Consider the following 21,355-nt stretch of genomic DNA (forward strand, 5'->3'; position numbering starts at 1 on the left):
GAAGTGAAGGCAGTTGCGCCGCCGCCCTCGGGCGGCGGCGCTGTTTTTACCGCCAGGGCATCACGTCGCGCTGGATCGCGTGTGCCCGTCAGGGCATCACGTCGATCCTGATCGCTTCCGCCGCCTCGCGGGCGATGGCGCGCGCGGCGTCCACGTCGGCCGCCCGCGCCAGGGTGACGCCGACGCGGCGATGCCCTTCCACGCGCGGCTTGCCGAACAGGCGCAGCGCCGTGGTCGGTGCCTGCAGCGCCGCTTCGACGTTCGAGAACACCGGCACGCCGTGGCCGTAGGCCAGCAGCGCGCACGAGGCCGACGGGCCGCTCTGCGGCACCACCCCGCCTTCGCCGGCGCCGACCGGCAGGCCGAGGATGGCGCGCGCATGCAGGGCGAACTCGCTCAGTTCCTGCGAGACCAGGGTGACCAGGCCGGTGTCGTGCGGGCGCGGCGACACTTCCGAGAACCACACCTGGTCGCCCTTCACGAACAGCTCGACGCCGAACACGCCCCAGCCGCCGAGGTCGCCGGTGACGGCGCGGGCGATTTCCTGGGCGCGCTGCAGCGCCAGCGGCGACATCGGCTGCGGCTGCCAGCTCTCGCGGTAGTCGCCGTCACGCTGCAGGTGGCCGATCGGTTCGCAGAAGCTGGTGCCGCCGGCGTGGCGCACGGTCAACAGGGTGATCTCGTAGTCGAAGTCGACGAACCCCTCGACGATGCAGCGGCCGGCGCCGGCGCGGCCGCCGGTCTGGGCGTACTCCCAGGCGGCGCCGATCTCCTCGGCGTGGCGCACGGTGCTCTGGCCCTTGCCCGACGACGACATCACCGGCTTGACCACGCACGGCAGGCCGATGGCGGCGATGGCCTCGCGGTACTCCTCCTCGGTATCGACGAAGCGGTACGGCGAGGTCGGCAGGCCGAGGGTCTCGGCGGCAAGGCGGCGGATGCCTTCGCGGTCCATGGTCAGGCGCGCGGCGCGCGCGGTCGGGATGACGCGCAGGCCGTGCTCGCGTTCCAGCTCGACCAGGGTCTCGGTGTGGATCGCCTCGATCTCCGGGACGATCAGGTCCGGCTTCTCCAGGGCGATGAGTTCGCGCAGGGCGAAGGTGTCGAGCATGTCGACGACGTGGCTGCGATGGGCCACGTGCATGGCCGGGGCATCGGCATAGCGGTCGGCGGCGACCACTTCCACGCCCAGGCGCTGCAGCTCGATCGCCACTTCCTTGCCCAGTTCGCCCGATCCGAGCAGCAGGACGCGGGTGGCATGGGGAGACAGCGGGGTTCCGATCCGGACCATGGCGGGCTTCGCAAGGCAATGGGCCCACCATTGTAGAGCGGGGCCTGCCCCGCTGCCGTCGCCGCGAAGAGCAGCGGTGCAGGCCACGCCAGCATGTGCTGTTGCGGCATACCCCCGCGTACCGGCCCCCGGATGCGCTTCGCTTATCCGGGCTACCGACTGCCGTCGCACGCGACGCAGCGGGGCAAGCCCCGCTCTACAGGAAGACGCGGCACCCATCAGCCCCCCAAGGCGGCGGGGGAGCAAAGAACGAAGCCACGACCGGAACGCCCCCGAAGACGCGGTAGCGCGGGGTATGCAGAAGCGTGTGGCTGGACGATGCGGTTGGAAGGCCGGCGCGTGGCGACGCGCCAGGCATGGCCAGCGCCCGAGCTCATTCCCGGCGCGGCGCAAGCAGGCCATGGATGGCCTGCGGTCGGCTGTTGGAACCATGGATGGCGGAACCAGCCGATGCGCCATACCCCCGGAGCTGGCGCCCCCGCTGCGCGATCGAACCCTAGCCGCCCTCGCGATCGGGACCGTCCGACGGCGCCCCCTCGCGCCTGCCCTCTCGGGGGAGGGGATGTCCCGGGGGCACTTGACGTCTGATATCAAATTGATATCTTCGTCCTGCACCCAGGAGACCCGCCATGAAAGAGCTTCCGATCCGTTCGCTTCCCGGTATCCCCGTCCTCATCGCGGTCCTGCTCGCCGCTGCGTCCACGGCGTGGCTGTTCTTCACCGGCATGGAGCAGGCCTCCGCCCCGAGGATCGCCACCTCGGTCGTGCTGGCCATCCTGACCGTCTTCGCCATCATCGGCCTCTACTCGATCCAGCCCAACCAGGCCGCCGTGCTGAGCCTGTTCGGCAAGTACGTCGGCACGGTCAAGGAAGCCGGCCTGCGCTGGAACAACCCCTTCTACGCCAAGCGCAAGGTCAGCCAGCGCGTGCGCAATTTCGAGAGCGGCCGGCTCAAGGTCAACGACCTGGACGGCAGCCCGATCGAGATCGCCGCGGTGATCGTGTGGCAGGTGGTGGACGCGGCCGAGGCGGTGTTCAACGTCGACGACTACGAGAGCTTCGTCCACATCCAGTCCGAGGCGGCGCTGCGGGCGATGGCCTCCAGCTATCCCTATGACCAGCATGACGACGGCCAGGTCGCGCTGCGCAGCCACCCGCAGGAGATCTCCGAGCACCTGCAGGTGCAGATCGCCGAACGCCTGGGCCGGGCCGGCGTCGAGGTGATCGAGGCGCGCATCAGCCATCTGGCCTACGCGCCGGAAATCGCCCAGGCCATGCTGCAGCGCCAGCAGGCCAACGCGGTGATCGCAGCCCGCACGCGGATCGTCGCCGGTGCGGTGGGCATGGTCGAGATGGCCCTGGAGGAGCTGCAGAAGAACGACGTCGTGCAGCTGGACGAGGAGCGCAAGGCGCAGATGGTCAGCAACCTGCTGGTCGTGCTGTGCGGCGACCGCGGCATGCAGCCGGTCCTCAACGCCGGGTCGATCTACTGATGGAGGCGTTGGCTCCCCTGCTGCTGGCGCTGACCGGACTGCCGGCCGTGGGCATCGCCGCGTGGTACGCGCGCGATGCCCGCGGTCCCTACGCCCGCGGCATCGCCCTGCGCTGGGCGCTGGCCTCGCTGGCGATCTTCGGCGGCGCCATCGGCCTGTACTTCGCCGGCGGCGACCGCACCGCCGCCACCGTGGTGGTGGTCGCGATGGTGGTGGCGGTCAACGCACTGGCGGTTTCGCTGGTGATGCACATGAAGCGCGGCGACCGGGATACGCGGCAATGAGCGAGAAGAAGGCCTACCCGCTGCGGATCAACGCCGAAGTGCTGGCGGCGGCGCAGCGCTGGGCCGACGACGAGCTGCGCAGCCTCAACGCGCAGATCGAGTACGTGCTGCGCGACGCGCTGCGCAAGGCTGGCCGGCTGCCCAAGCCCGGCGGGAAGAAGGAGAACGACGCATGAGCACGCGCTGGCAATACCACGTGGTGGAGATCAAGCCGACCGTGCTGAGCGGCTTCAAGCTCCAGGAAGTGCAGGAAGCCCTCTCCCGCCAGGGACAGCTGGGCTGGGAGCTCGTCAACATCATCACGCACGCGCCGATGATGCCGCTGATGGCGGTGTTCAAGCGCCCGGACTGAAGGAGGAGCGCGCCATGGTCCATGTGATCCGCATGATCGAACGGCGCAGCGGCCGCCACGCCCGCCTCGTCGCCCCCGCGCTGGGCCTGCTGTCGCTGCTGGCGCTGGCGGGCGGACTCTGGCTGGCCACGCACTGAGGCTCGCCATGGCCACGACGACGGCGAACGGCGCGTCCGCGCCGGCCAGCGCACTGCAAGACCTGAAAGTCGCCGGCGTGTACGGCGTGCTGGCCGGGCTGGCCGGCGCGGCGGTGATCCCCTACGCCGCGCAGCTGATGCCGGAGGCGTTCGCGAAGATCCCGCTGCCGCTGTGGATCATCGCCGCGGCGCAGGGCGCGCAGGCGGCGGTGTTCTGCGCGGCGATGGCCTGGCTGGGCCTGCGCATGGGCCAGCGCATCGGGCTCGGCAGCCCGCTGCTGCATGCCTGGATGGTCGCGCGGCGGCGTCCCGACTGGGCGCGGCTGCGGCCTCTGCTGGCGGTGCTTGTCGGCCTCGCCGCCGGCATCGCCATCCTGGTCCTGGCGCCGCTGGTCGACCGCGCCATGCCGCCGATGCTGCATCCGCCGGCGCAGGCCGGGGCCGGCGGCACGGCGCTCAACGGCTTCCTCGCCTCGTTCTACGGCGGCATCGCCGAGGAACTGATGCTGCGCCTGTTCCTGATGACCCTGCTGGTGTGGATCGTGGCGCGGGTGTCGAAGCACCAGCCACCGGCCTGGGTGTACTGGGCCGCGATCGTGGCCGCCGCCGTGCTGTTCGGCGCCGGCCACCTGCCGGCGGCGGCCAAGGTCTGGGGCCTGGAGCCCGTCGTGGTCGCGCGCACCCTGCTGCTCAACGGCATCGCCGGCGTCGCCTTCGGCTGGCTGTACTGGAAGCGCGGCATCGAGATGGCGATGCTCGCCCACTTCAGCGCCGACATCGTCCTGCACGCCATCGCGCCCCTGCTCCAACCCGTCCACCTGCCATGACCTCGACCACCGATCCCCGCCTGCAACTGGCCCCGGCCGGCCCGCGCGCCGGCACCTGGCTGTTCCTCCTGGGCTTCGTCCTGCCGCTGGCCATCACCGCCATCGCGCTTGCCTTCGCGGTGCAGGGCGGCGGCGAACTGAAGCTGATCGCCGGCAGCCTGCCGCTGACCATCGTCCTCACCCTCGGCGGCCTTGCCGTGCTCTGCGGCGGCCTGTGGTGGCTGCTGGCGCGGATGATGCGGCGGCAGTCGCTGCAGCTGTCGGCGGCCGGCGTCGACGTGCGCTCCAGCTTCTACCGCTGCCAGGTGCCGCTGCAGGAACTGAAGCTGGACCAGGCGCGCGTGGTCGACCTGGACGAGCACACCGAACTCAAGCCCATGCTGAAGACCAACGGCTTCTCGATCCCCGGCTTCCACAGCGGCTGGTTCCTGCTGCGCAACCGCCGCCGCACCTTCGTCGCCATCGCCGAGGGCCGGCGCAAGCTGTGGCTGCCGGGCAACGGCAGGCGCGACCTGCTGCTGGAACCGCGCGATCCGCACGCCGTGCTGGCCCGCCTGCGCGAGCTGGCCGCCACCGCCAGGCGTGGCTAAGCTGGCCCGATGCGCACCAACCTCGCTCCGCTGCACGCCCGCCTGCTCAACACCCCGGCCATCGAACTGTGGCCGGCACCGCTGCTGCGTGCGCGCAGCAATGGCGACGCCCGCCTGCTGGCGCGCGCCCGCACCGTGCTGCGCCGCAAGCGCGACGGCCGCTACCTGGCCGCTGCGCTCGACGGTGGACTGATGCCGCTGGTGCCGCGGCTGGCGGACGAAGCGGGTATCGACAAGGCGCTGGACCTGCTGGAGACGCAGGAAGGCCCGCGCCGGGGCCCGCCCCCGCCGCCGGGCGAGCTGCCGCTGCACGGCCTGCGCGAGCGCCTGGAGGCGCTGGGCCTGGACGACGGCTACGCCACGCGCACCGGGCTGGCCCTGGTCGCCGAGCCGGACTGGCTGCTGCTGGCCGGCTTCGACCGCTACCGCCGCCCGCTGTGGCTGCGTCCGGCGGCCGCGCGCGCCTGGCAGGCGATGCGCGCCGCCGCCGCGGCCGATGGCGTGACGCTCGAGGCGATCTCCGGCTACCGCAGCCACGACTACCAGCTGGGCATCTTCGAGCGGAAGCTGGCACGCGGGCAAAGCATGGCGCAGATCCTGCAGGTCAACGCCGCGCCCGGCTACAGCGAACACCACGGCGGCGACGCGCTGGACATCGGCACGCCGGGCGAGCCCCCGGCCGAGGCATCGTTCGAGGCCACGCCCGCCTTCGCCTGGCTGCGCGAGCACGCCGCCGCGCACGGCTTCGCGATGAGCTACCCGCGCGACAACCCGCACGGCATCGTCTACGAGCCCTGGCACTGGCGCTTCAGCCGCTGGGACAGCCCGCGTCCGTCTTGACCCGGATCAATGGCAAGCGCGCGACACAGGCGGACACTCCCCGCATCCGCCCCGCCGGAGTGCCACATGTCCACCCTCGCCCACGGCCGCTATCCCCGCGGCGTCATCGCCCTGCACTGGCTCACCCTGCTGTTGCTGGTCGCCGTCTACGCGACGATGGAACTGCGCGGCGTCTTCCCGCGCGGCAGCGCCGAACGCGCGGCGATGAAGACCGCGCACTACTTCCTCGGCATGTCGGTGTTCGTCCTGACCTGGCTGCGGCTGGGCCTGCGCATCGCCGGCAGGACCCCGCCGATCCTGCCCGAGCCGCCGCTGTGGCAACTGCTGCTGGCCAGGGCCGTGGCGCTGTCGCTGTACGGGCTGATGCTGGCGATGCCGGTGCTCGGCTACCTGCTGCTCAACGCCGAGGGCACCGCACCGGCGATCGGCGGCTGGCAGCTGCCGCCGCTGATCGGCGCGCAACCGGGCCTGGCCGAAACCCTGGAGACCTGGCACGAGGGCATCGCCACCGCCGGCTACTGGCTGGTCGGCCTGCACGCACTCGCCGCGATCTACCACCACCACGTGCGCCACGACGACACCCTGCTGCGGATGTCGCTGCGCGGCTGAGCCGCGCTCAGTCCTGCGAACGGTTGGTCGGCGTCTTCGCCGCCGTGGCGAAGTCGGCGATGCGCCACAGGTAGAGGCTGGCGTAGGTGCGGTAAGGCCCCCACGCCTCGCCGCGGGCGGCCAGTTCTTTCGGCGTGGGCATGGCTTCCAGCCGGTCGACCAGCTGCGCGCCCTTGCGGATGCCCAGGTCGTCCACCGGCAGCACGTCGGGGCGGCCGAGGCGGAACATCAGCATCATCTCCACCGTCCAGCGGCCGATGCCGCGGATCGGCACCAGCGCGGCGACGATCTCGTCCTCGTGCATGGTCGACATGCGCCGCAGGTCCGGGATCTCGCCGCGGGCCTCGCGCGCGGCCAGGTCGCGCAGCGCCAGGGTCTTGTTGCCGGACACGCCGCAGGCGCGCAGGGTCGCGTCGTCGACCCGGCCCAGGGTGTCGTGGTGCAGGCGCCTGCTGCCGATCGCCGCCTCGACCCGGCCGACGATGGTGGAGGCGGCCTTGCCCGACAACTGCTGGAACAGGATCGCCCGCGCCAGCGCGTCGACCGGATCGAACGGCTTGCGCCAGCGCGGCTCGGCCGGCAGCGGGCCCAGCTTCTTCATCCAGGCGCCGAGCCTGCGGTCGCGCCGCAGCAGGTGCGCGTGCGCGGCCTCGACGTCGAATCCACGGGCATGGCGCGGCATCGTCAGCGCCTCCGCAGCGCGGCCACGGCCAGCAGCAGCCAGCTGGCCATCAGCACGGTGCCGCCGAACGGCGCCAGCCGCGTCGGCCAGCCCAGCAGCGCGCCACCGGCGACGCTGCCGGCGAACAGCAGCGTGCCCAGCAGCAGCCCGGCCAGCGCAGCCAGGCGCAGCCCGCGCGCGGTACCGCCGAGCACCGCCAGCACCGCGCCGTGCCCGAAGGCGTAGAGGCTGGCGGTCTGCAGGTTGCCGCGCGCGTGCGCGTCGGCCACGCCGTGCGCGGCATAGGCCGACAGGGCGATCGCCAGCGCCGCCAGCACCGCGCCGGCGGCCACCAGCCACGCACCCGCGCTCCCTGCCACCGCCTGCTTGCCCTGCTCCGACACCACGGATACTCCCGATGTTGCAACCGCAGCGAGCCTAAACGAAAAAGCGCCGCTTGCGCGGCGCTTTCGCGGGGATCCGCAGATCCCGGTTGCGGCCCGGCCAGCGCCGGATCGCAGGTCTTACTTGATCGCCCAGTAGACGTCGTAGGTGCCGTCGGCGGTGAACGACTTGTCCACGCCGCCCTTCCAGATCTCGAACGGACGATCGGTGACCTCGTAGCCGTGGGTCAGGGCCCAGGCGCGGACCGAGTTGCGGACCGCGTCCAGCTCGGCCATATAGCCGGTGTAGGAACCGAACGCGGCGCGCCGCGGCTGGGTGCGGACGTACTGGACCGGGGCGCCGTCCGGGATCTTGACGGTCAGCGGCTCGCCATCGGCGGCGACCAGCGGGAACGGACCCTTCGCCGCCTCTTCCTTGGCTTCCTCGCCCTCGCCTTCGGCCGGGGCAGCCGCGGCCGGAGCCGGGGCCGAACCCTTGCGGCGGACCGGGATGGCCACGTCGAAGGCGTACTTCTCGGCGCCGAAGTCGGTGGTGATGATGCGCACCGGGCCGGCGGCCTCGAGGTTGTTGGCCTCCATGGTGCGCTTGATCCACTCCTGGTTGTTCTTGATCGACTGCTTGATCGCGTCGTTGTTGCGGTCGACGTTGCCGGCGTTGACCACCAGCAGGTCCTCGGCCGGGACATCGACGATCTTCAGGTCGCGCAGCGGCACGCCCTCGGCGCGGTAGTCGAAGTTGGGCACCGTGGCCAGCATGTTGCTCATGCGGCTCAGGCCCAGCTTGATGTCGTCGCCGACGTGGCGGCTGACGTACAGGCCGGCGTAGCGGCCGATCAGGTCCCAGCCGTAGTCGACGTCGTAGGTCTGGGTGATCTTGACGTTGCGGTTGTTCTTGCCAGTCGGCTCCAGCAGGAACTGCACGGTCTTGTTGTGACCGCGGCGCTCGTCCTCGACCTTGATCACGACCTTCTCGTTGGGGACGCTCTCGACGATCTCCCAGCTGCCCTTGCCGATGTGGCCCTCGTTCGAGGCGTAGTCCAGGCGCGCGCCCACGCCTTCGCTGGCGCCGGAGACGTTGAGCTGGACCTTCGGGTCACGCAGGACCAGCGGGTTCCAGTCCTTGAAGCGGCGCAGGTTGTTCACCGTGTCGTACACGATGGTCATCTTGCGGTTGGTCTCGACGCTCTCGGAGATATGGCGGTGGGACGGAAGTACAACGCCAACCACCAGGGCCAGAACAGCCACGATGCCCAGGGCGATCAGGAACTCGATAAGGCGGGTCATGCAGGGGGTCTCCGGGGCCGATCCACGGCAAATTGACAAGGCGAGCCGCGAATCCTAGCAGGCTTCGCCGCCTGCGCGCAGCCAAGCAGGCCACCGAGGCGTGGGGTGAACGGAATTCTTACAACCGGAACGGCCGGGTGTCCTCCATGGACACCACGGCGCGACGGCGGTTCCGGTGCTGGAGGGCGTGGCCGCCAGACGGTAGCGCATGGCCGCCGTGCGGCGCGAAAACGCCTGATCCACGCGGGTTTCCGCGTGGGCCGTGCGGCAGTGGTTCAGTTTCGCGACGACTCAGACCAGCTGCAGCTCGAAGGCCTTCAGCACCGCGCGGGTGCGGTCGCGCACGCCGAGTTTGCTGAGAATGTTGGAAACGTGGTTCTTGATCGTGCCTTCGGCCACGCCCAGCGAATTGGCGATCTCCTTGTTGGAGAAGCCCGACGCCATCAGGCGCAGGATCTCGGTCTCGCGGTCGGTCAGCGGGTCCGGGCGGTCCAGGCTGACGAATTCGTTGCGCATGTGCTCCAGGCCCGACAGCAGGCGCTGGGTCACCGCCGGCTGCACCAGCGAACCGCCCTCGGCCACGGTGCGGATGGCCCCGACCAGCTGCTCCAGGGACACGTCCTTGAGCAGGTAGCCCTTGGCCCCGGCCTTGAGCCCGGCCAGCACCAGCTGGTCGTCGTCGAAGGTGGTGAGGATGATGGTCGGCGGCAACTGGTCCTGGCGCGACAGCACCTGCAGCGCCTCCAGGCCGGACATCGCGGGCATGCGCATGTCCATCAGCACCACGTCCGGCTTCACCTGCGGGATCAGCTCGACCGCCTGGCGGCCGTCGCCGGCCTCGGCGACCACCTCGATGCCCCCGTCCAGGGCCAGCAGGGAACGGATGCCCTGGCGGACCAGGGTCTGGTCGTCGACCAGGCAGACACGGATCATGGCAAGGCTCCTTCGATGGCCGGCAGCACCGGCGTCGTAACGGGAATGGACAGGCGCAGGCGGAAACCTTCGCCGCGCCGGGTCTGGATCTCGAGGGTACCGCCGCACTGCTGGATGCGTTCGCGCATCCCGCGCAGGCCGTTGCCCGGGACCAGGCCATCGGCGCCCCGGCCGTCGTCCTGGGCGTCCAGCATCAGCGCGCCCGGCTCGCGCCAGACCCGGATCCTGAGGTGGCGGGCACCGGCGTGGCGCACGGCGTTGGTGATGATTTCCTGGGTGCAGCGCAGCATCACGTGGGCCCGTTCGGGGTCGTCCACGGCCAGCGGCGACTGCACGTCGAGGGTGATGTCCAGCGAGGGCACGTGGTCGGCCAGCGGCTGCAAGGCCGCGGCCAGGTCGATGCCGCCGCTGGCGTCGCGCAGCTGGCTGACCGCCTCGCGCACGTCGGTCAGCAGCAGCTTGGCCAGGGTATGGGCCTGGCGCACGTGCTCCTGGGCCCGGCCCTCGGTCATGTGGCTGGCCACTTCCAGATTCAGGCTCAGCGCGGTCAGGTGGTGGCCGAGCAGGTCGTGCAGCTCGCGGGAGATGCGGGTGCGCTCGTTGACCCGGGCGCTCTCGGCCAGCAGCGCGCGGGTGGCGCGCAGTTCGGCGTTGAGCCGGCGCTGCTCGTCGCGGGCCTGGGCCTGCTGGCGGGCGACGTAGGCGGTGGTCATCACGAAGGCCGAGAACCCCACGTAGAACAGCGACTGCAGCAGGGATTCCCAGAAATTGAAGTCGTCCCGGGCCATGAACGAGGGCACCAGGGCCACGTGCGCGGCCACCAGCCACAGCACCGCGACCCGGATCCCGGCCAGCCAGGGCAGCACCCCGGCCATGATCATCAGCAGCACCGCGCCCAGGCCGGTCTGGGTATAGAAGCCCACGCCGATGGCCGCGGCGTTCATCGCCAGCAGCAGCACGGCGTGCCAGGCCACCTCGCGGCGGCCGCCGCTGCCCAGCGAGCTGGTCGCCAGCCAGTAGCAGGCGCCGAACCCGAAATAGGTCAGCGCGGTCATCGGCACGTGCACGCCGTTGCCGTCCACCCCGCGCGACGGGGGCAGGAACCAGATGTTAAGGATGATCGGCAGCCCCACCAGGGCCCAGGTGTACAGGCCGGCGTAGCGCAGCAGATTGGTGTGGCTCAGTCTTCCCAGCATCGCGGAACGCTCGTGCATTGGTGCCATGGCGCACATGTGCAGGAAGCCATGGCCCGCTCGTGGCCGGGAGCCTCGCATCCCCTGTGGATGCGGCGAACGTGGCCCACAAGCCCGGCCTTGTCAAGCAATCCGGCCGCCGCGGGCCTGCCCGTGGCCGGAACCTCGTGCGATAATCCGGGACGGCCGCGCCGCTGGCCCGCATCGCCCCACTGGAGTCGGCTTCACCCCATGTCCATCGTCATCCGCGACGTGCGCGAACACGAGCTGGATTCGATCCTGGCGCTCAACAACAACGCCGGTTCGGCGATCCTCCCGCTGGACCAGGCCAGGCTGCGCCGGTTCTACGACGAGGCCGAGTACTTCCGCGTGGCCGAACGCGACGGCAACCTGGCGGGCTTCCTGGTCGGTTTCGGCAGCGACAGCGACCACGACAGCAGCAACTTCGCCTGGTTCAAGGAGCGCTACCCCCACTTCTTCTACATCGACCGCATCGTGGTCGCCAGCCGCCGCCGCGGCGGCGGCGTCGGCCGCGCGTTCTATGCCGACGTGCAGAGCTACGCCGAGCTGCGCTACCCGCTGCTGTGCTGCGAGGTCTTCCTCGACCACGGCGCCGACCCGGCGCTGCTGTTCCACGGCAGCTTCGGCTTCCACGAGGCCGGGCAGAACCTGATGCCCGACGTCGATGTCCGCGCGAGCATGATGATCAAGGAACTGTGCAGTTACCCGTGGGTCCGCGAGACCTACGGCGACAACCTCCCCGACCTGCCCTGGGTCGGCCGCCCCCGCCACCAGCGCCAGCCGCGCGCCAGCCGTGCGACGGGTACCTGACGTGGCCCTGGCAGCGAACGACTACGAACAGGCGGGCGAACTGAAGATCGGCCAGGTCGGCATCGCCAACCTGCGCATCCGCAACCTCGACGTGGACCAGCTCGTGCGCGAGATGCGCGAGCGGGTCGAGCGCGCGCCGAAGCTGTTCGGCCGCGCCGCGTTGATCGTCGACTTCGGCGGCCTGGCGAAGACCCCGGACGTGGACACCGCCCGCGCCCTGATCGACGGCCTGCGCGGCGCCGGCGTGCTGCCGGTGGCGCTGGCCTACGGCACCCGCGACAATGACGCCCTGGCCGAGGCCCTGGGCCTGCCGGTGCTGGCCAAGTTCCGTGCCCAGTACGAGCGCAGCGAACCGGCGCCGGCTGCCCCGCCGCCGGCGCGCGAACCGGCCCCCGCCCCGCGCGCGGCCGCCCGCCCTGCCCCGGCACCGGACAAGCCGCGCGCCCCGGGCCGCATGCAGAAGGCCGCGGTGCGTTCCGGCCAGCAGCTGTACGCCGAGGGCTGCGACCTGACCGTGCTGTCCACGGTCGGCGCCGGCGCCGAGGTGATCTCCGACGGTTCGATCCACGTCTACGGCAGCCTGCGCGGCCGCGCCCTCGCCGGCGCCCAGGGCAACACCGACGCGCGGATCTTCTGCCGCGAATTCCACGCCGAGCTGGTGGCCATTGCCGGCCACTACAAGGTGCTGGACGATATCCCCGAAACCCTGCGCGGCAAGGCAGTGCAGGTGTGGCTGGACAACGGCCAGCTCAAGCTGGCCGCGCTCGACTGACCATTCCCCCGGCGCGCCGGCGACGACGCCTGGCGCGCATACCCCGCACGCAGCACGCAGGAGACATCCATTGGCTGAAATCATCGTAGTCACTTCCGGCAAGGGCGGCGTCGGCAAGACCACCTCCAGCGCGAGCATCGCCATCGGCCTGGCCAAGCGCGGCCACAAGACCGCGGTGATCGACTTCGACGTCGGCCTGCGCAACCTCGACCTGATCATGGGCTGCGAGCGCCGCGTGGTTTACGACTTCGTCAACGTCGTCCACGGCGAGGCCACGCTGAAGCAGGCGCTGATCAAGGACAAGCGCTTCGACAACCTCTACGTGCTGGCCGCCTCGCAGACCCGCGACAAGGACGCCCTGACCAAGGAAGGCGTGGAGAAGGTGCTCAAGGACCTGGCCGCCGACGGCTTCGAATACATCGTCTGCGACTCGCCGGCCGGCATCGAGAAGGGCGCGTTCCTGGCCATGTACTTCGCCGACAAGGCGGTGGTCGTGGTCAACCCGGAAGTGTCCTCGGTGCGCGACTCCGACCGCATCATCGGCCTGCTCGACTCCAAGACCCGCCACGCCGAAGCCGGCGAACCGCTGCCGGCGCACCTGCTGCTGACCCGCTACAGCCCGGCGCGCGTGGCCAGCGGCGAGATGCTGAGCATCGCCGACGTGGAGGAGGTGCTGGGCCTGAAGGCGCTGGGCGTGATCCCCGAGTCGACCGACGTGCTCAACGCCTCCAACAAGGGCGAGCCGGTGATCCTGGAGACCGAATCGGAGGCCGGCCAGGCCTACGACGACGCGGTCGCCCGCCTGCTCGGGGAGGACCGTCCGATGCGCTTCACCACCCTGGAGAAGAAGGGCTTCTTCAGCAAGTTGTTCGGAGGTTGAGCATGGGCCTGTTCGACTTCCTGAAGTCCAAGAAGAACACCGCCGAGACGGCCAAGAACCGCCTGCAGATCATCATCGCCCAGGAGCGCAGCAGCCGCGGCGCCCCGGACTACCTGCCGCTGCTGCGGCGGGAACTGCTGGAGGTGATCAAGAAGTACGTCAACGTCGACGTGGACGCGGTCAAGGTCGACCTGATCAAGGACGGCGACCACGACGTGCTCGACATCTCGGTGGCCCTGCCGGAAGGCCCGGCCAACTGACCTGGCCCGGCGGGGACGCGCCAGCGTGCCCGCCTGTTCCCTGACCGGCAGGAACGCGCAGGCACCTGCCGTGCATCGCGTGGTGCCGGGCGGCCCGCGACTTCCCATGTTCGCCCTGCGCCCGCGCCTGACGCACCGATGACCGCTCCCGATCCCTCCACCGTCCTCCGCCTGGACGACATCTCCGTGGCCGACGCGGCCGCCCTGCTCGCCCGCTACGACCTGGTGCTCGAGCAGGTGCCGGCCGGCGCACCGATCCCCGGCAGCTACTGGGGCGAACCGGAGGCCGGGATCATCGGCAGCACCGTCTACGTGCGCGGTGACACCCCGGTGCACTCGATGCTGCACGAGGCCTGCCACCTGATCGTGCTGCCGCCCGAGCGCCGCGCCCAGGTCCACACCGACGCCACCGATTCGGTGCCCGAGGAGGACGCCACCTGCTACCTGCAGATCGTCCTCGCCGGCCAGCTGCCCGGCGTCGGCAGCGAACGGCTGATGGCGGACATGGATGCGTGGGGTTACACGTACCGGCTGGGTTCGACCAGGGCGTGGTTCGAGCAGGACGCGGACGACGCGCAGCAGTGGCTGGCCGAGCACGGGCTGCTGCCCCTCGCCTGACATCCCATGCCCCCACACTCCGGGTGCGCTGCGCTTACCCGGGCTACGAGGCTCCCACGCCTGGTCCCAGGCCGCGCGGAAAGCAGCGGGGCAAGCCCCGCTCTACGGGACGAATCGCCGGCTCAGGCGCCTTCGCGGGGCCGCGAGCGGCCCAGGTCGAGGGTCGCCTCCGTACCTTGCGGCTGCCGGGGCGCGAACGCCAACTTCCAGCCCAGGTGCTCGCACAGCCGCGCGATCAACTCCAGCCCGATCCCGGGTGCCTGGCCCTCGCCTCCCGCCCGGGCCAGGCGGGCGTGGATCGTGCTGATTTCCTCGGGCGCCATGCCATGGCCCGGGTCCTCGATCGTCGCCACCGCATCGGCCGTCAGCGACACCCGTACCACTCCGCGGTCGCTGTTCTCGACCGCATTGCGCAGGAGGTTGCCGATCGCCGCCTCCACCACCCCCGGCGGGGCGAGGATCACGCACGGCGACAACGCGCCGAACTCGATGGCCAACTGCTTGTCGCCCAGCAGGTGGGCATGGTCGTCCACGACCTGCCGCACCACCTGGTCCAGCTCGATCCGTTCGGACAGCGCGGGCAGGCGCCGCGGGTCCCGCGCCAGCACCAGCAGCAGCTGGATCAGCTGCTCCACGCCTTGGGCGGTGTGCAGGACCCGCTGCAACTGCTGCCGCGCCATTGGCGGCAGCTCCGGGTTGTCCAGGGCCAGGCCGGCGGCGCCGACGATCACCGCCACCGGCGTGCGCAGCTCGTGGCTGGCGGTGGTGATGAAGACGCGCTCGCGCTGCACGAACTGGTCGTTGCGCTTCAGGTAGGCGTTGAGCGCATCGGCGATCACGTAGAGCTCGGAACTGCCGCCCGCCGGCACTTCTACCCGCTGCGCCTGCGCACCGGCGCGCAGGCGGCCGATGTCGTCGGCGAACAGGGCCAGGGGCCGGACCAGGCGTCCCACACCCAGCCAGGCGGCCAGGCCGGCGACCACGATCAATACCGCTCCGGCCAGCACCGCGGAACGCTCGGCGAAGGATTCCAGTTCGTGGAAGTCCTCGATGTCGAGTGCCAGTGCCAGCCGGCCGAAGCGCTGGCTTGGACGGATCATCACCACGCTAAGCCGCCCGTCGAGGTGGACGTTGTCGTGCAATCCGTCGTGCAGCCCGCGCAGGCCCTCCGGCACCGGCTGGCTGCCGTCGAGGCGGAACAGGCGCAGGGTGTCCGAATCCTGCCAGCGGTAGGACGGATCGCGCGCACTGTGTTCCTCGATCGCGGCCAGCTCCGAGCGCAGCAGCGCCCGCCAGGCCGCGTGCTCGGCATGCTCGTGGACATGGGTGCCGACCGCGAACACCAGCACCGAGATCAGCGCCGAGAACGCCAGCAGCCACGCCACCATGCGCCGGCGCAGCGACTTTGCCCGGCGCGCGGCTTCAACCATCCAGCCGCTCCCCGGCCACGGCCGCGAGGCGATAGCCGACCCGCGGCAGGGTCTGGATCAGCTTGCGTTCGAACGGGCCGTCGACGACGCGACGCAGCTCGTACACGTGCGAGCGCAGCAGGTCGCCCTCGGGCGGCTCGTCGCCCCACAGCGAATACTCCAGTTCGCCGCGGCTGACCGCCGCCGGGCTTGCGCGCATCAGCGTCTCCAGCAGCTTGCGGCAGGCCGGATACAGGTGCAGCAGGCGGCCGCCGCGGCGCGCCTCCAGGGTCGACAGGTCCAGCACCAGGTCCTCCACCTGCAGCACCTTCCGCTGCGCGCGGCCATGCGCGCGCAGCAGCAGCGCCTCCAGGCGGATCTCCAGCTCCGGCAGGTCGAAGGGCTTGGTCAGGTAGTCGTCGGCGCCGGCGCGGAAGCCGGCGATCTTGTCCGGCAGTTCGTCGCGCGCGGTGAGCATGATCGCGGGGGTCTCGCAATGGTGCTGCTGGCGCAGCCGGCGCAGCACTTCCGCCCCGTCCATGCGCGGCAGCATCCAGTCCACGACCAGCGCGTCGTAGGCCTGGCTGGTCGCCAGGTGCAGCCCGGTAGCGCCGTCCGGAGCCGCGTCGAGCACATGGCCGCGCGCTTCGAAGTATTCGAACAGGTTTGCCACCAGTTGCCGGTTGTCCTCGATCACCAGCAGGCGCATGCCAGGTGTCCTGCGTTGCGAGGCCCCATGGTAAACCCGCGGATGTCGGAATCCGGTCGGAAATGGCAGCGGCATCGGCCGTTCCCGTCGGCCGCGTGAACGCGGCCCCGCGCTTAACCGCGGGGCAACCTGGTTCCGACCCCTCTCCGACAGCCGGGCCACCAGCATGGGCGCGCCTTTCCAGCAGCGCCCCCCATGAGTCCCCGGTCCGTCACACCCGCACCCGATCGCCCCTGCGTCCCGCCGCTGCCCCGTGGCTTCCTGCTCGGTCACCTGGCCTGGCCGCTGCTTGCCGCGGCGCTTGCCAGCGCCCTGCTGATGCAAGGTGGCGACCGCTGGCTGGCCGACCTGCTGTTCCACCTCGAAGGCGGTCGCTGGGCGTTGCGCGGGCACTGGCTGACCAGCGAGCTGATCCACCGCGGCGGCAAGGTAGCCAGCGCGCTGGCCTGGCTCGGCGTGATCGCCCTGTACCTGCATGCACGCCGCCGCCCCGGGCGGACGTCGCTACGCCAGCCTCTGCTGTACCTGCTGCTCGCCGTCGCCCTTGGCAGCGGCACGGTGTCGCTGCTCAAGCAGGTGTCCCCGCTCGACTGCCCCTGGGACCTCGCACGCTACGGCGCGACTGCGGCGGGCGCGACGCATGGTGGTTGCTACCCGGCGGGCCATGCCAGCGCCGGCTACGCGTGGGTCGCGCTCTACTTCGCCGCCCTGCTGGGCCGGCCACGCTGGCGCTGGCACGGGCTGGCCGTGGGGCTGGGGGCCGGCCTGGCGTTCGGCCTGGCCCAGCAGCTGCGTGGCGCGCATTTCGCCTCGCATGACGTGGCCACGCTGGCCGTGTGCTGGCTGGTTTCACTGGGCCTGTTCGCCGTCTTCCAGGCCTGCGCCGCGCGCGCCCAAGCAGGGGTACCGCACGCGTGAGCACCTGGATCCTGCGTCGCCCGGCCCTGCCGGCCCGGACCGCGTGGCGGCACTGGCGCCCGTCGATGTCGACCGAGGCGCTGCTGGCCTGGACGACCCTCTTCTTCGTCGTGGCCTGCAACGGCGTGTTCTGGCGCGATGCGCTGGCCGTGCACCCGGGCAGCGTGCGCTTCGCGGCCGCGCTGTTGCTGCTGCTGGCGGGAGTCCACGGGCTGCTGCTGGGACTGCTGGCGTGGCGCTGGAACGCGCGCGTCGTGGTCTCCGTGCTCGTGCCGATGGCGCTGGCGGCGGCGCATTACATGGGCCGCTACCACATCTACCTGGACGTGGACATGCTGCGCAACGTGCTCGCTACCGACGTCAAGGAGTCCGGCGAACTGCTCACCGCCTCGCTGCTGTGGCCGTCTGCGCTGGCGATGCCAGCGCTGTGGTTGCTGTGGCGGGTGCGGTTGAGGGCGTACCGCCTGCCGTGCGCGCTGCTGCGTCGCGCCGGCTTCCTGCTGGTGACGCTGGCCGCGATCGCCGCCGGCGCCCTGCTCGCGCCGCAGGACGTGTCCTCGCTGCTGCGCGGCCACCGCGAGGTGCGCTACCTGGCCACCCCCGCCAACATCCTGGTCGGACTGCCGCGCGCCCTGCAGGGCGACGGTCCGGTCCGGCACGAGGCGAAGGCCCCGATCGGCCTGGATGCACGCGCCATCCCGCGCGCGGCTGGCGCGCGCCCGCGCCTGCTGGTGATCGTGGTCGGCGAAACCGTGCGTGCGGAGAACTGGGGCCTGAATGGTTACGCGCGCCAGACCACCCCCGAACTGCAGCGGATCGGCGTGCTCAACTTCCCCGACGTGCAGGCCTGCGGGACCGCCACCGAGATCTCGCTGCCGTGCATGTTCTCGCCGTGGGGCCGCCGTGGCTACGACGAGGCACGCATCCGTGGCCACCAGTCGCTGCTGCACGTGCTCGAGCATGCCGGCGTGGCGACGCTGTGGCGCGACAACCAGTCCGGCTGCAAGGGCGTATGCGAGGGCCTGGAAACCGACCGCCTCGACGACGCCACCGATCCTTCGCTGTGCGCCGGCGGCCGCTGCCTGGACGAGATCCTGCTCGACCGCCTCCCCGAGCGGGTCCGCGCCCGCCAGGGCGACCGCGTGGTGGTGCTGCACCCGCTCGGCAACCACGGCCCCAGCTACTTCGAACGCTATCCACCCGCGTTCCGCCGCTACACGCCAACCTGCGACAGCGCCGACCTCGGGAGGTGCAGCCGCGAACAGATCGTCAACAGCTACGACAACGCGGTGCTCTACGCCGACCACGTGCTCGCCCGCCTGGTCGACACGCTCGGCAGCATGGAGGACTACGACACGGCGATGATCTACCTGTCCGACCACGGCGAATCGCTGGGCGAGAAGGGCCTGTACCTGCACGGGATGCCGCGGGCGATCGCACCCGAGCAGCAGACCCGGGTACCGATGGTGATGTGGTTCTCGGCAGGCTTCGCCGCCCACCGCGGGCTCGATCTGGCATGCCTGCGCGAGCGCGCCACCCGGCCGGCGGACCACGACAAGCTGTTCTCGTCCGTGCTCGGCCTGATGCAGGTCCGCACCGCCCTCTACGATCCCGCGCAGGACCTGTCCGCCGGGTGCGTGCAGGACCCGCAAGGCCTCGTGGCCGCCGCGGCGCCGCGCCAGGTTGCGGGGCCGGGCCCGAGCCACTAGCCTCCCGGGACTGCAATCCACCCGGGGTCCCACGTGAAACACCGCCATCTCCTGCTGCCGCTCGCCATCGCCGCGGGCGTGCTCTCCCTGTCCGCCTGCAAGAAGGAAGCCTCGCCGGGTGAAACCGGTACCTCCGGCAAGGCCGGCACCGAGACCGCCGACGAGTTCGTCGCCCGCATCAACGCCGAGTTCAAGGCCGACATGCCGGAGCAGACCTCCGCGCAGTGGCTCTCGCAGACCTACATCAACGAGGACAGCCAGCGCGTGGCCGCCAAGGCCAACGAGCGCGCCCTGACCAAGCTCAATTCCTGGATCGAGCAGGCCGCGAAGTTCGAAGGCCAGCCGATGTCCGAGGACAGCCGCCGCACCCTGGCCCTGCTCAAGCTGCAGACGCCGATGCCGGCACCGAAGGACCCGGCCAAGCTCGGCGAGCTGACCACTATCGCCACCCGCATGGAAGGCGCGTACGGCGCCGGCACCTATTGCACCGGCGAAGGCGACGCGAAGAACTGCCGCCAGCTCGGCGACCTCGAGGACGTGCTGCGCTCCAGCCGCGACTACGACGCCCAGCTCGACGCCTGGCAGGGCTGGCACTCCATCGCCATTTCGATGCGCAACGACTACGCCCGCTTCGTCGAGCTGGTCAACGAAGGCGCCCGCGAGCAGGGCTACGCCAACGCCGGCGCGATGTGGCGCAGCGCCTACGACATGGACCCGGACGCGTTCGCCGCCGAGACCGACCGCCTGTGGGAGCAGGTCCGGCCGCTGTACGAGCAGCTGCACTGTTACACCCGCGACAAGCTGCAGCAGACCTACGGCGTGGAGAAGGGCCAGGTCGCCGGCGGCCTGCTGCCGGCGCACCTGACCGGCAACATGTGGCAGCAGGACTGGGGCAACCTCTGGGACATGCTGCAGCCCTACCCGGGCGCCGGCGACCTGGACATCACCGCCGCGCTGGAGAAGCAGTACCAGCAGGAACTGCGCGCGGCGCAGCAGAAGCGTGGCGCCAACCCGGATGCCCGCGCCAGCTTCGAGGCCGAGCGCGAGGCACGGCTGGCGATCGCGAAGAAGATGACCGAGCGCGCGCAGGACTTCTACGTGTCGCTGGGCATGCCGGAACTGCCGAAGACCTTCTGGGAACGCAGCCAGTTCATCAAGCCGCTGGACCGCGACGTGGTCTGCCACGCCAGCGCCTGGGACATGGACATGGAAGGCGACGTGCGCATCAAGATGTGCATCAAGCCGAACGAGGAAGAGTTCACCACGCTCTACCACGAGCTGGGCCACCTCTACTACGACCTGGCCTACAACCCGCAGCCGCCGCTGTTCCAGAACGGCGCCAACGACGGCTTCCACGAGGCCATCGGCGACACCATCGTGCTGGCGATGACGCCGAAGTACCTGGAATCGATCGGCCTGGTCAACGCGCAGCAGCAGACCCGGGAGGCGCTGATCAACGAGCAGATGCGCATGGCCCTGGCCAAGGTCGCGTTCCTGCCGTTCGGCCTGATGATCGACCGCTGGCGCTGGGGCGTGTTCGACGGCTCCATCACCCCGGACAACTACAACGCCGCCTGGTGGCAGCTGAAGGCCAAGTACCAGGGCGTGGCCCCGGCCGGCGCGCGCGGCGAGGAGTTCTTCGATCCGGGCGCCAAGTACCACGTGCCGGGCAACACCCCGTACACGCGCTACTTCCTGGCGCACCTGCTGCAGTTCCAGTTCTACAAGTCGCTGTGCGAGGCCGCCGGGCACACCGGCCCGCTGTACCAGTGCACGTTCTACGGCAACCCCGAGGCCGGCAGGAAGTTCCAGGCGATGCTCGCGCGCGGCGCCAGCCAGCCGTGGCAGGCCACGCTCAAGGAGCTGACCGGCAGCGAGCAGATCGACGGCGGCGCGGTGCTCGAGTACTTCGCGCCGCTGCAGGAGTGGCTGAAGCAGCAGAACCAGGGCCGCCAGTGCGGCTGGGAGGCGCCGGCCGCCGCCGCGCCGGCCCCTGCCAAACAGGGCTGACGTTCCAGGACCAGGGCCCGCGAGGTTCGTCTCGCGGGCCTTTTTCTTTGGTTCATCTCCCAACTCCGGGGAAGGCCGCCCGGATCTTGAGGAAGAAGTAGGCGTCATCGCGGAAGCCGTAGGCCATGCGCTTGATGACCTTGATCTTGTTGTTGATGCCCTCGACCAGGTTGGTGCCCAGCGGCCACCGGCAGTGGGCCAGGATGCCGGGCAGGTAGGGCTCCAGGCGCCGGACGAAGATCTTCAGCGGCTCCAGCCCGCTGCGCAGGGCCCGGCGCTTCCACTGCTTCCAGGCGCGTAACGCCCAGGCGCGGCTGCGATATCGCCACAACTGTTTGAGG

General features: G+C 70.7%; 26 protein-coding genes. 17 read left to right on the forward strand and 9 right to left on the reverse strand.

Annotated features, from left to right (window positions below; all coding sequences use genetic code 11):
• Window positions 1–88: 88 nt before the first annotated feature.
• The gene (gene purT, locus PSEJ35_RS0113035; RefSeq protein ID WP_028918183.1) at window positions 89–1,291 is read right to left on the reverse strand and encodes a formate-dependent phosphoribosylglycinamide formyltransferase; all 1,203 of its coding nucleotides are present in this window, start codon (window positions 1,289–1,291) and stop codon (window positions 89–91) included.
• 629 nt (window positions 1,292–1,920) lie between these two features.
• Between purT and PSEJ35_RS0113040 the strand changes: the two genes are divergently transcribed.
• The 9 genes from PSEJ35_RS0113040 (at window position 1,921) to PSEJ35_RS0113080 (ending at window position 6,423) form a co-directional block, all read left to right on the forward strand.
• Window positions 1,921–2,784 carry an SPFH domain-containing protein gene (locus PSEJ35_RS0113040; RefSeq protein WP_028918184.1) on the forward strand — a complete coding sequence of 288 codons (864 nt, stop codon included), beginning with the start codon at window positions 1,921–1,923 and terminating at the stop codon, window positions 2,782–2,784.
• A complete protein-coding gene (locus PSEJ35_RS0113045) occupies window positions 2,784–3,068 on the forward strand; it encodes a hypothetical protein (protein ID WP_028918185.1) in 285 nt (94 codons plus the stop codon). Before PSEJ35_RS0113040 ends, PSEJ35_RS0113045 begins: the two co-directional genes overlap by 1 nt.
• Window positions 3,065–3,244: a hypothetical protein gene (locus PSEJ35_RS0113050; RefSeq protein ID WP_028918186.1), complete on the forward strand. Its 180-nt coding sequence runs from the start codon at window positions 3,065–3,067 to the stop codon at window positions 3,242–3,244. Before PSEJ35_RS0113045 ends, PSEJ35_RS0113050 begins: the two co-directional genes overlap by 4 nt.
• On the forward strand, window positions 3,241–3,420 hold the full coding sequence (locus tag PSEJ35_RS0113055; protein WP_028918187.1) for a DUF4177 domain-containing protein: 180 nt from the start codon (window positions 3,241–3,243) through the stop codon (window positions 3,418–3,420). The genes PSEJ35_RS0113050 and PSEJ35_RS0113055 overlap by 4 nt, the downstream gene beginning before the upstream one ends.
• Before the next feature lie 14 nt (window positions 3,421–3,434).
• Entirely contained in the window at window positions 3,435–3,557 is a 123-nt protein-coding gene (locus PSEJ35_RS17770; RefSeq protein WP_255326749.1) for a hypothetical protein, read from the forward strand.
• Between the two features lie 8 nt (window positions 3,558–3,565).
• On the forward strand, window positions 3,566–4,384 hold the full coding sequence (locus PSEJ35_RS0113065; protein ID WP_051412683.1) for a CPBP family intramembrane glutamic endopeptidase: 819 nt from the start codon (window positions 3,566–3,568) through the stop codon (window positions 4,382–4,384).
• On the forward strand, window positions 4,381–4,974 hold the full coding sequence (locus tag PSEJ35_RS16715) for a hypothetical protein (RefSeq protein ID WP_051412684.1): 594 nt from the start codon (window positions 4,381–4,383) through the stop codon (window positions 4,972–4,974). The genes PSEJ35_RS0113065 and PSEJ35_RS16715 overlap by 4 nt, the downstream gene beginning before the upstream one ends.
• 9 nt (window positions 4,975–4,983) lie before the next feature.
• Window positions 4,984–5,814, forward strand: a complete 831-nt coding sequence (locus PSEJ35_RS0113075) for a M15 family metallopeptidase (protein WP_028918189.1) — start codon at window positions 4,984–4,986, stop codon at window positions 5,812–5,814.
• Window positions 5,815–5,880: 66 nt separating this feature from the next.
• Window positions 5,881–6,423, forward strand: coding sequence for a cytochrome b (locus PSEJ35_RS0113080; RefSeq protein WP_028918190.1), 543 nt, complete (start codon window positions 5,881–5,883; stop codon window positions 6,421–6,423).
• 7 nt (window positions 6,424–6,430) lie between these two features.
• On the opposite strand, the gene PSEJ35_RS0113085 is transcribed toward PSEJ35_RS0113080, so the two are convergent.
• From PSEJ35_RS0113085 to PSEJ35_RS0113105, 5 genes are all read right to left on the reverse strand, one after another.
• Window positions 6,431–7,105 carry a DNA-3-methyladenine glycosylase gene (locus PSEJ35_RS0113085; protein ID WP_028918191.1) on the reverse strand — a complete coding sequence of 225 codons (675 nt, stop codon included), beginning with the start codon at window positions 7,103–7,105 and terminating at the stop codon, window positions 6,431–6,433.
• Between the two features lie 2 nt (window positions 7,106–7,107).
• Window positions 7,108–7,488, reverse strand: coding sequence for a DUF423 domain-containing protein (locus tag PSEJ35_RS0113090; protein WP_232207667.1), 381 nt, complete (start codon window positions 7,486–7,488; stop codon window positions 7,108–7,110).
• A gap of 120 nt (window positions 7,489–7,608) precedes the next feature.
• Window positions 7,609–8,772, reverse strand: a complete 1,164-nt coding sequence (locus tag PSEJ35_RS0113095) for a polyketide cyclase (RefSeq protein ID WP_028918193.1) — start codon at window positions 8,770–8,772, stop codon at window positions 7,609–7,611.
• A gap of 291 nt (window positions 8,773–9,063) precedes the next feature.
• Complete coding sequence (locus PSEJ35_RS0113100; RefSeq protein ID WP_028918194.1) at window positions 9,064–9,705, reverse strand: response regulator transcription factor; 642 nt, start codon at window positions 9,703–9,705, stop codon at window positions 9,064–9,066.
• On the reverse strand, window positions 9,702–10,901 hold the full coding sequence (locus PSEJ35_RS0113105) for a sensor histidine kinase (protein WP_028918195.1): 1,200 nt from the start codon (window positions 10,899–10,901) through the stop codon (window positions 9,702–9,704). Before PSEJ35_RS0113105 ends, PSEJ35_RS0113100 begins: the two co-directional genes overlap by 4 nt.
• Before the next feature lie 228 nt (window positions 10,902–11,129).
• Here PSEJ35_RS0113105 and PSEJ35_RS0113110 point away from each other — a divergent pair, with 228 nt between their 5' ends.
• The 5 genes from PSEJ35_RS0113110 (at window position 11,130) to PSEJ35_RS0113130 (ending at window position 14,259) form a co-directional block, all read left to right on the forward strand.
• Complete coding sequence (locus PSEJ35_RS0113110) at window positions 11,130–11,729, forward strand: GNAT family N-acetyltransferase (RefSeq protein ID WP_028918196.1); 600 nt, start codon at window positions 11,130–11,132, stop codon at window positions 11,727–11,729.
• A gap of 7 nt (window positions 11,730–11,736) precedes the next feature.
• The gene (gene minC, locus PSEJ35_RS0113115) at window positions 11,737–12,501 is read left to right on the forward strand and encodes a septum site-determining protein MinC (RefSeq protein ID WP_028918197.1); all 765 of its coding nucleotides are present in this window, start codon (window positions 11,737–11,739) and stop codon (window positions 12,499–12,501) included.
• A 70-nt stretch (window positions 12,502–12,571) separates the two neighbouring features.
• Window positions 12,572–13,381, forward strand: coding sequence for a septum site-determining protein MinD (gene minD, locus PSEJ35_RS0113120; protein ID WP_028918198.1), 810 nt, complete (start codon window positions 12,572–12,574; stop codon window positions 13,379–13,381).
• Window positions 13,382–13,383: 2 nt separating this feature from the next.
• Window positions 13,384–13,641 carry a cell division topological specificity factor MinE gene (gene minE / locus PSEJ35_RS0113125; RefSeq protein ID WP_028918199.1) on the forward strand — a complete coding sequence of 86 codons (258 nt, stop codon included), beginning with the start codon at window positions 13,384–13,386 and terminating at the stop codon, window positions 13,639–13,641.
• 138 nt (window positions 13,642–13,779) lie between these two features.
• Complete coding sequence (locus PSEJ35_RS0113130; RefSeq protein ID WP_028918200.1) at window positions 13,780–14,259, forward strand: hypothetical protein; 480 nt, start codon at window positions 13,780–13,782, stop codon at window positions 14,257–14,259.
• Window positions 14,260–14,381: 122 nt separating this feature from the next.
• On the opposite strand, the gene PSEJ35_RS0113135 is transcribed toward PSEJ35_RS0113130, so the two are convergent.
• Window positions 14,382–15,689, reverse strand: a complete 1,308-nt coding sequence (locus tag PSEJ35_RS0113135; RefSeq protein ID WP_028918201.1) for a HAMP domain-containing sensor histidine kinase — start codon at window positions 15,687–15,689, stop codon at window positions 14,382–14,384.
• Window positions 15,682–16,377 (reverse strand): response regulator transcription factor, encoded by a 696-nt coding sequence (locus PSEJ35_RS0113140; RefSeq protein ID WP_028918202.1) that lies wholly within the window; start codon window positions 16,375–16,377, stop codon window positions 15,682–15,684. The genes PSEJ35_RS0113135 and PSEJ35_RS0113140 overlap by 8 nt, the downstream gene beginning before the upstream one ends.
• Window positions 16,378–16,695: 318 nt before the next feature.
• Here PSEJ35_RS0113140 and PSEJ35_RS0113145 point away from each other — a divergent pair, with 318 nt between their 5' ends.
• From PSEJ35_RS0113145 to PSEJ35_RS0113155, 3 genes are all read left to right on the forward strand, one after another.
• Window positions 16,696–17,295 carry a phosphatase PAP2 family protein gene (locus tag PSEJ35_RS0113145; RefSeq protein ID WP_231497027.1) on the forward strand — a complete coding sequence of 200 codons (600 nt, stop codon included), beginning with the start codon at window positions 16,696–16,698 and terminating at the stop codon, window positions 17,293–17,295.
• Window positions 17,296–17,360: 65 nt separating this feature from the next.
• Complete coding sequence (locus PSEJ35_RS16265; RefSeq protein WP_156924818.1) at window positions 17,361–19,004, forward strand: phosphoethanolamine--lipid A transferase; 1,644 nt, start codon at window positions 17,361–17,363, stop codon at window positions 19,002–19,004.
• A gap of 33 nt (window positions 19,005–19,037) precedes the next feature.
• Complete coding sequence (locus PSEJ35_RS0113155; protein ID WP_028918204.1) at window positions 19,038–21,014, forward strand: M2 family metallopeptidase; 1,977 nt, start codon at window positions 19,038–19,040, stop codon at window positions 21,012–21,014.
• A gap of 52 nt (window positions 21,015–21,066) precedes the next feature.
• Here PSEJ35_RS0113155 and PSEJ35_RS17515 read toward each other — a convergent pair.
• Window positions 21,067–21,355 (reverse strand): transposase (locus tag PSEJ35_RS17515; protein ID WP_028918009.1); only part of this gene is annotated, 289 nt, incomplete at its 5' end.

It is taken from the genome of Pseudoxanthomonas sp. J35 (assembly GCF_000513995.1).
Classification (GTDB): domain Bacteria; phylum Pseudomonadota; class Gammaproteobacteria; order Xanthomonadales; family Xanthomonadaceae; genus Pseudoxanthomonas.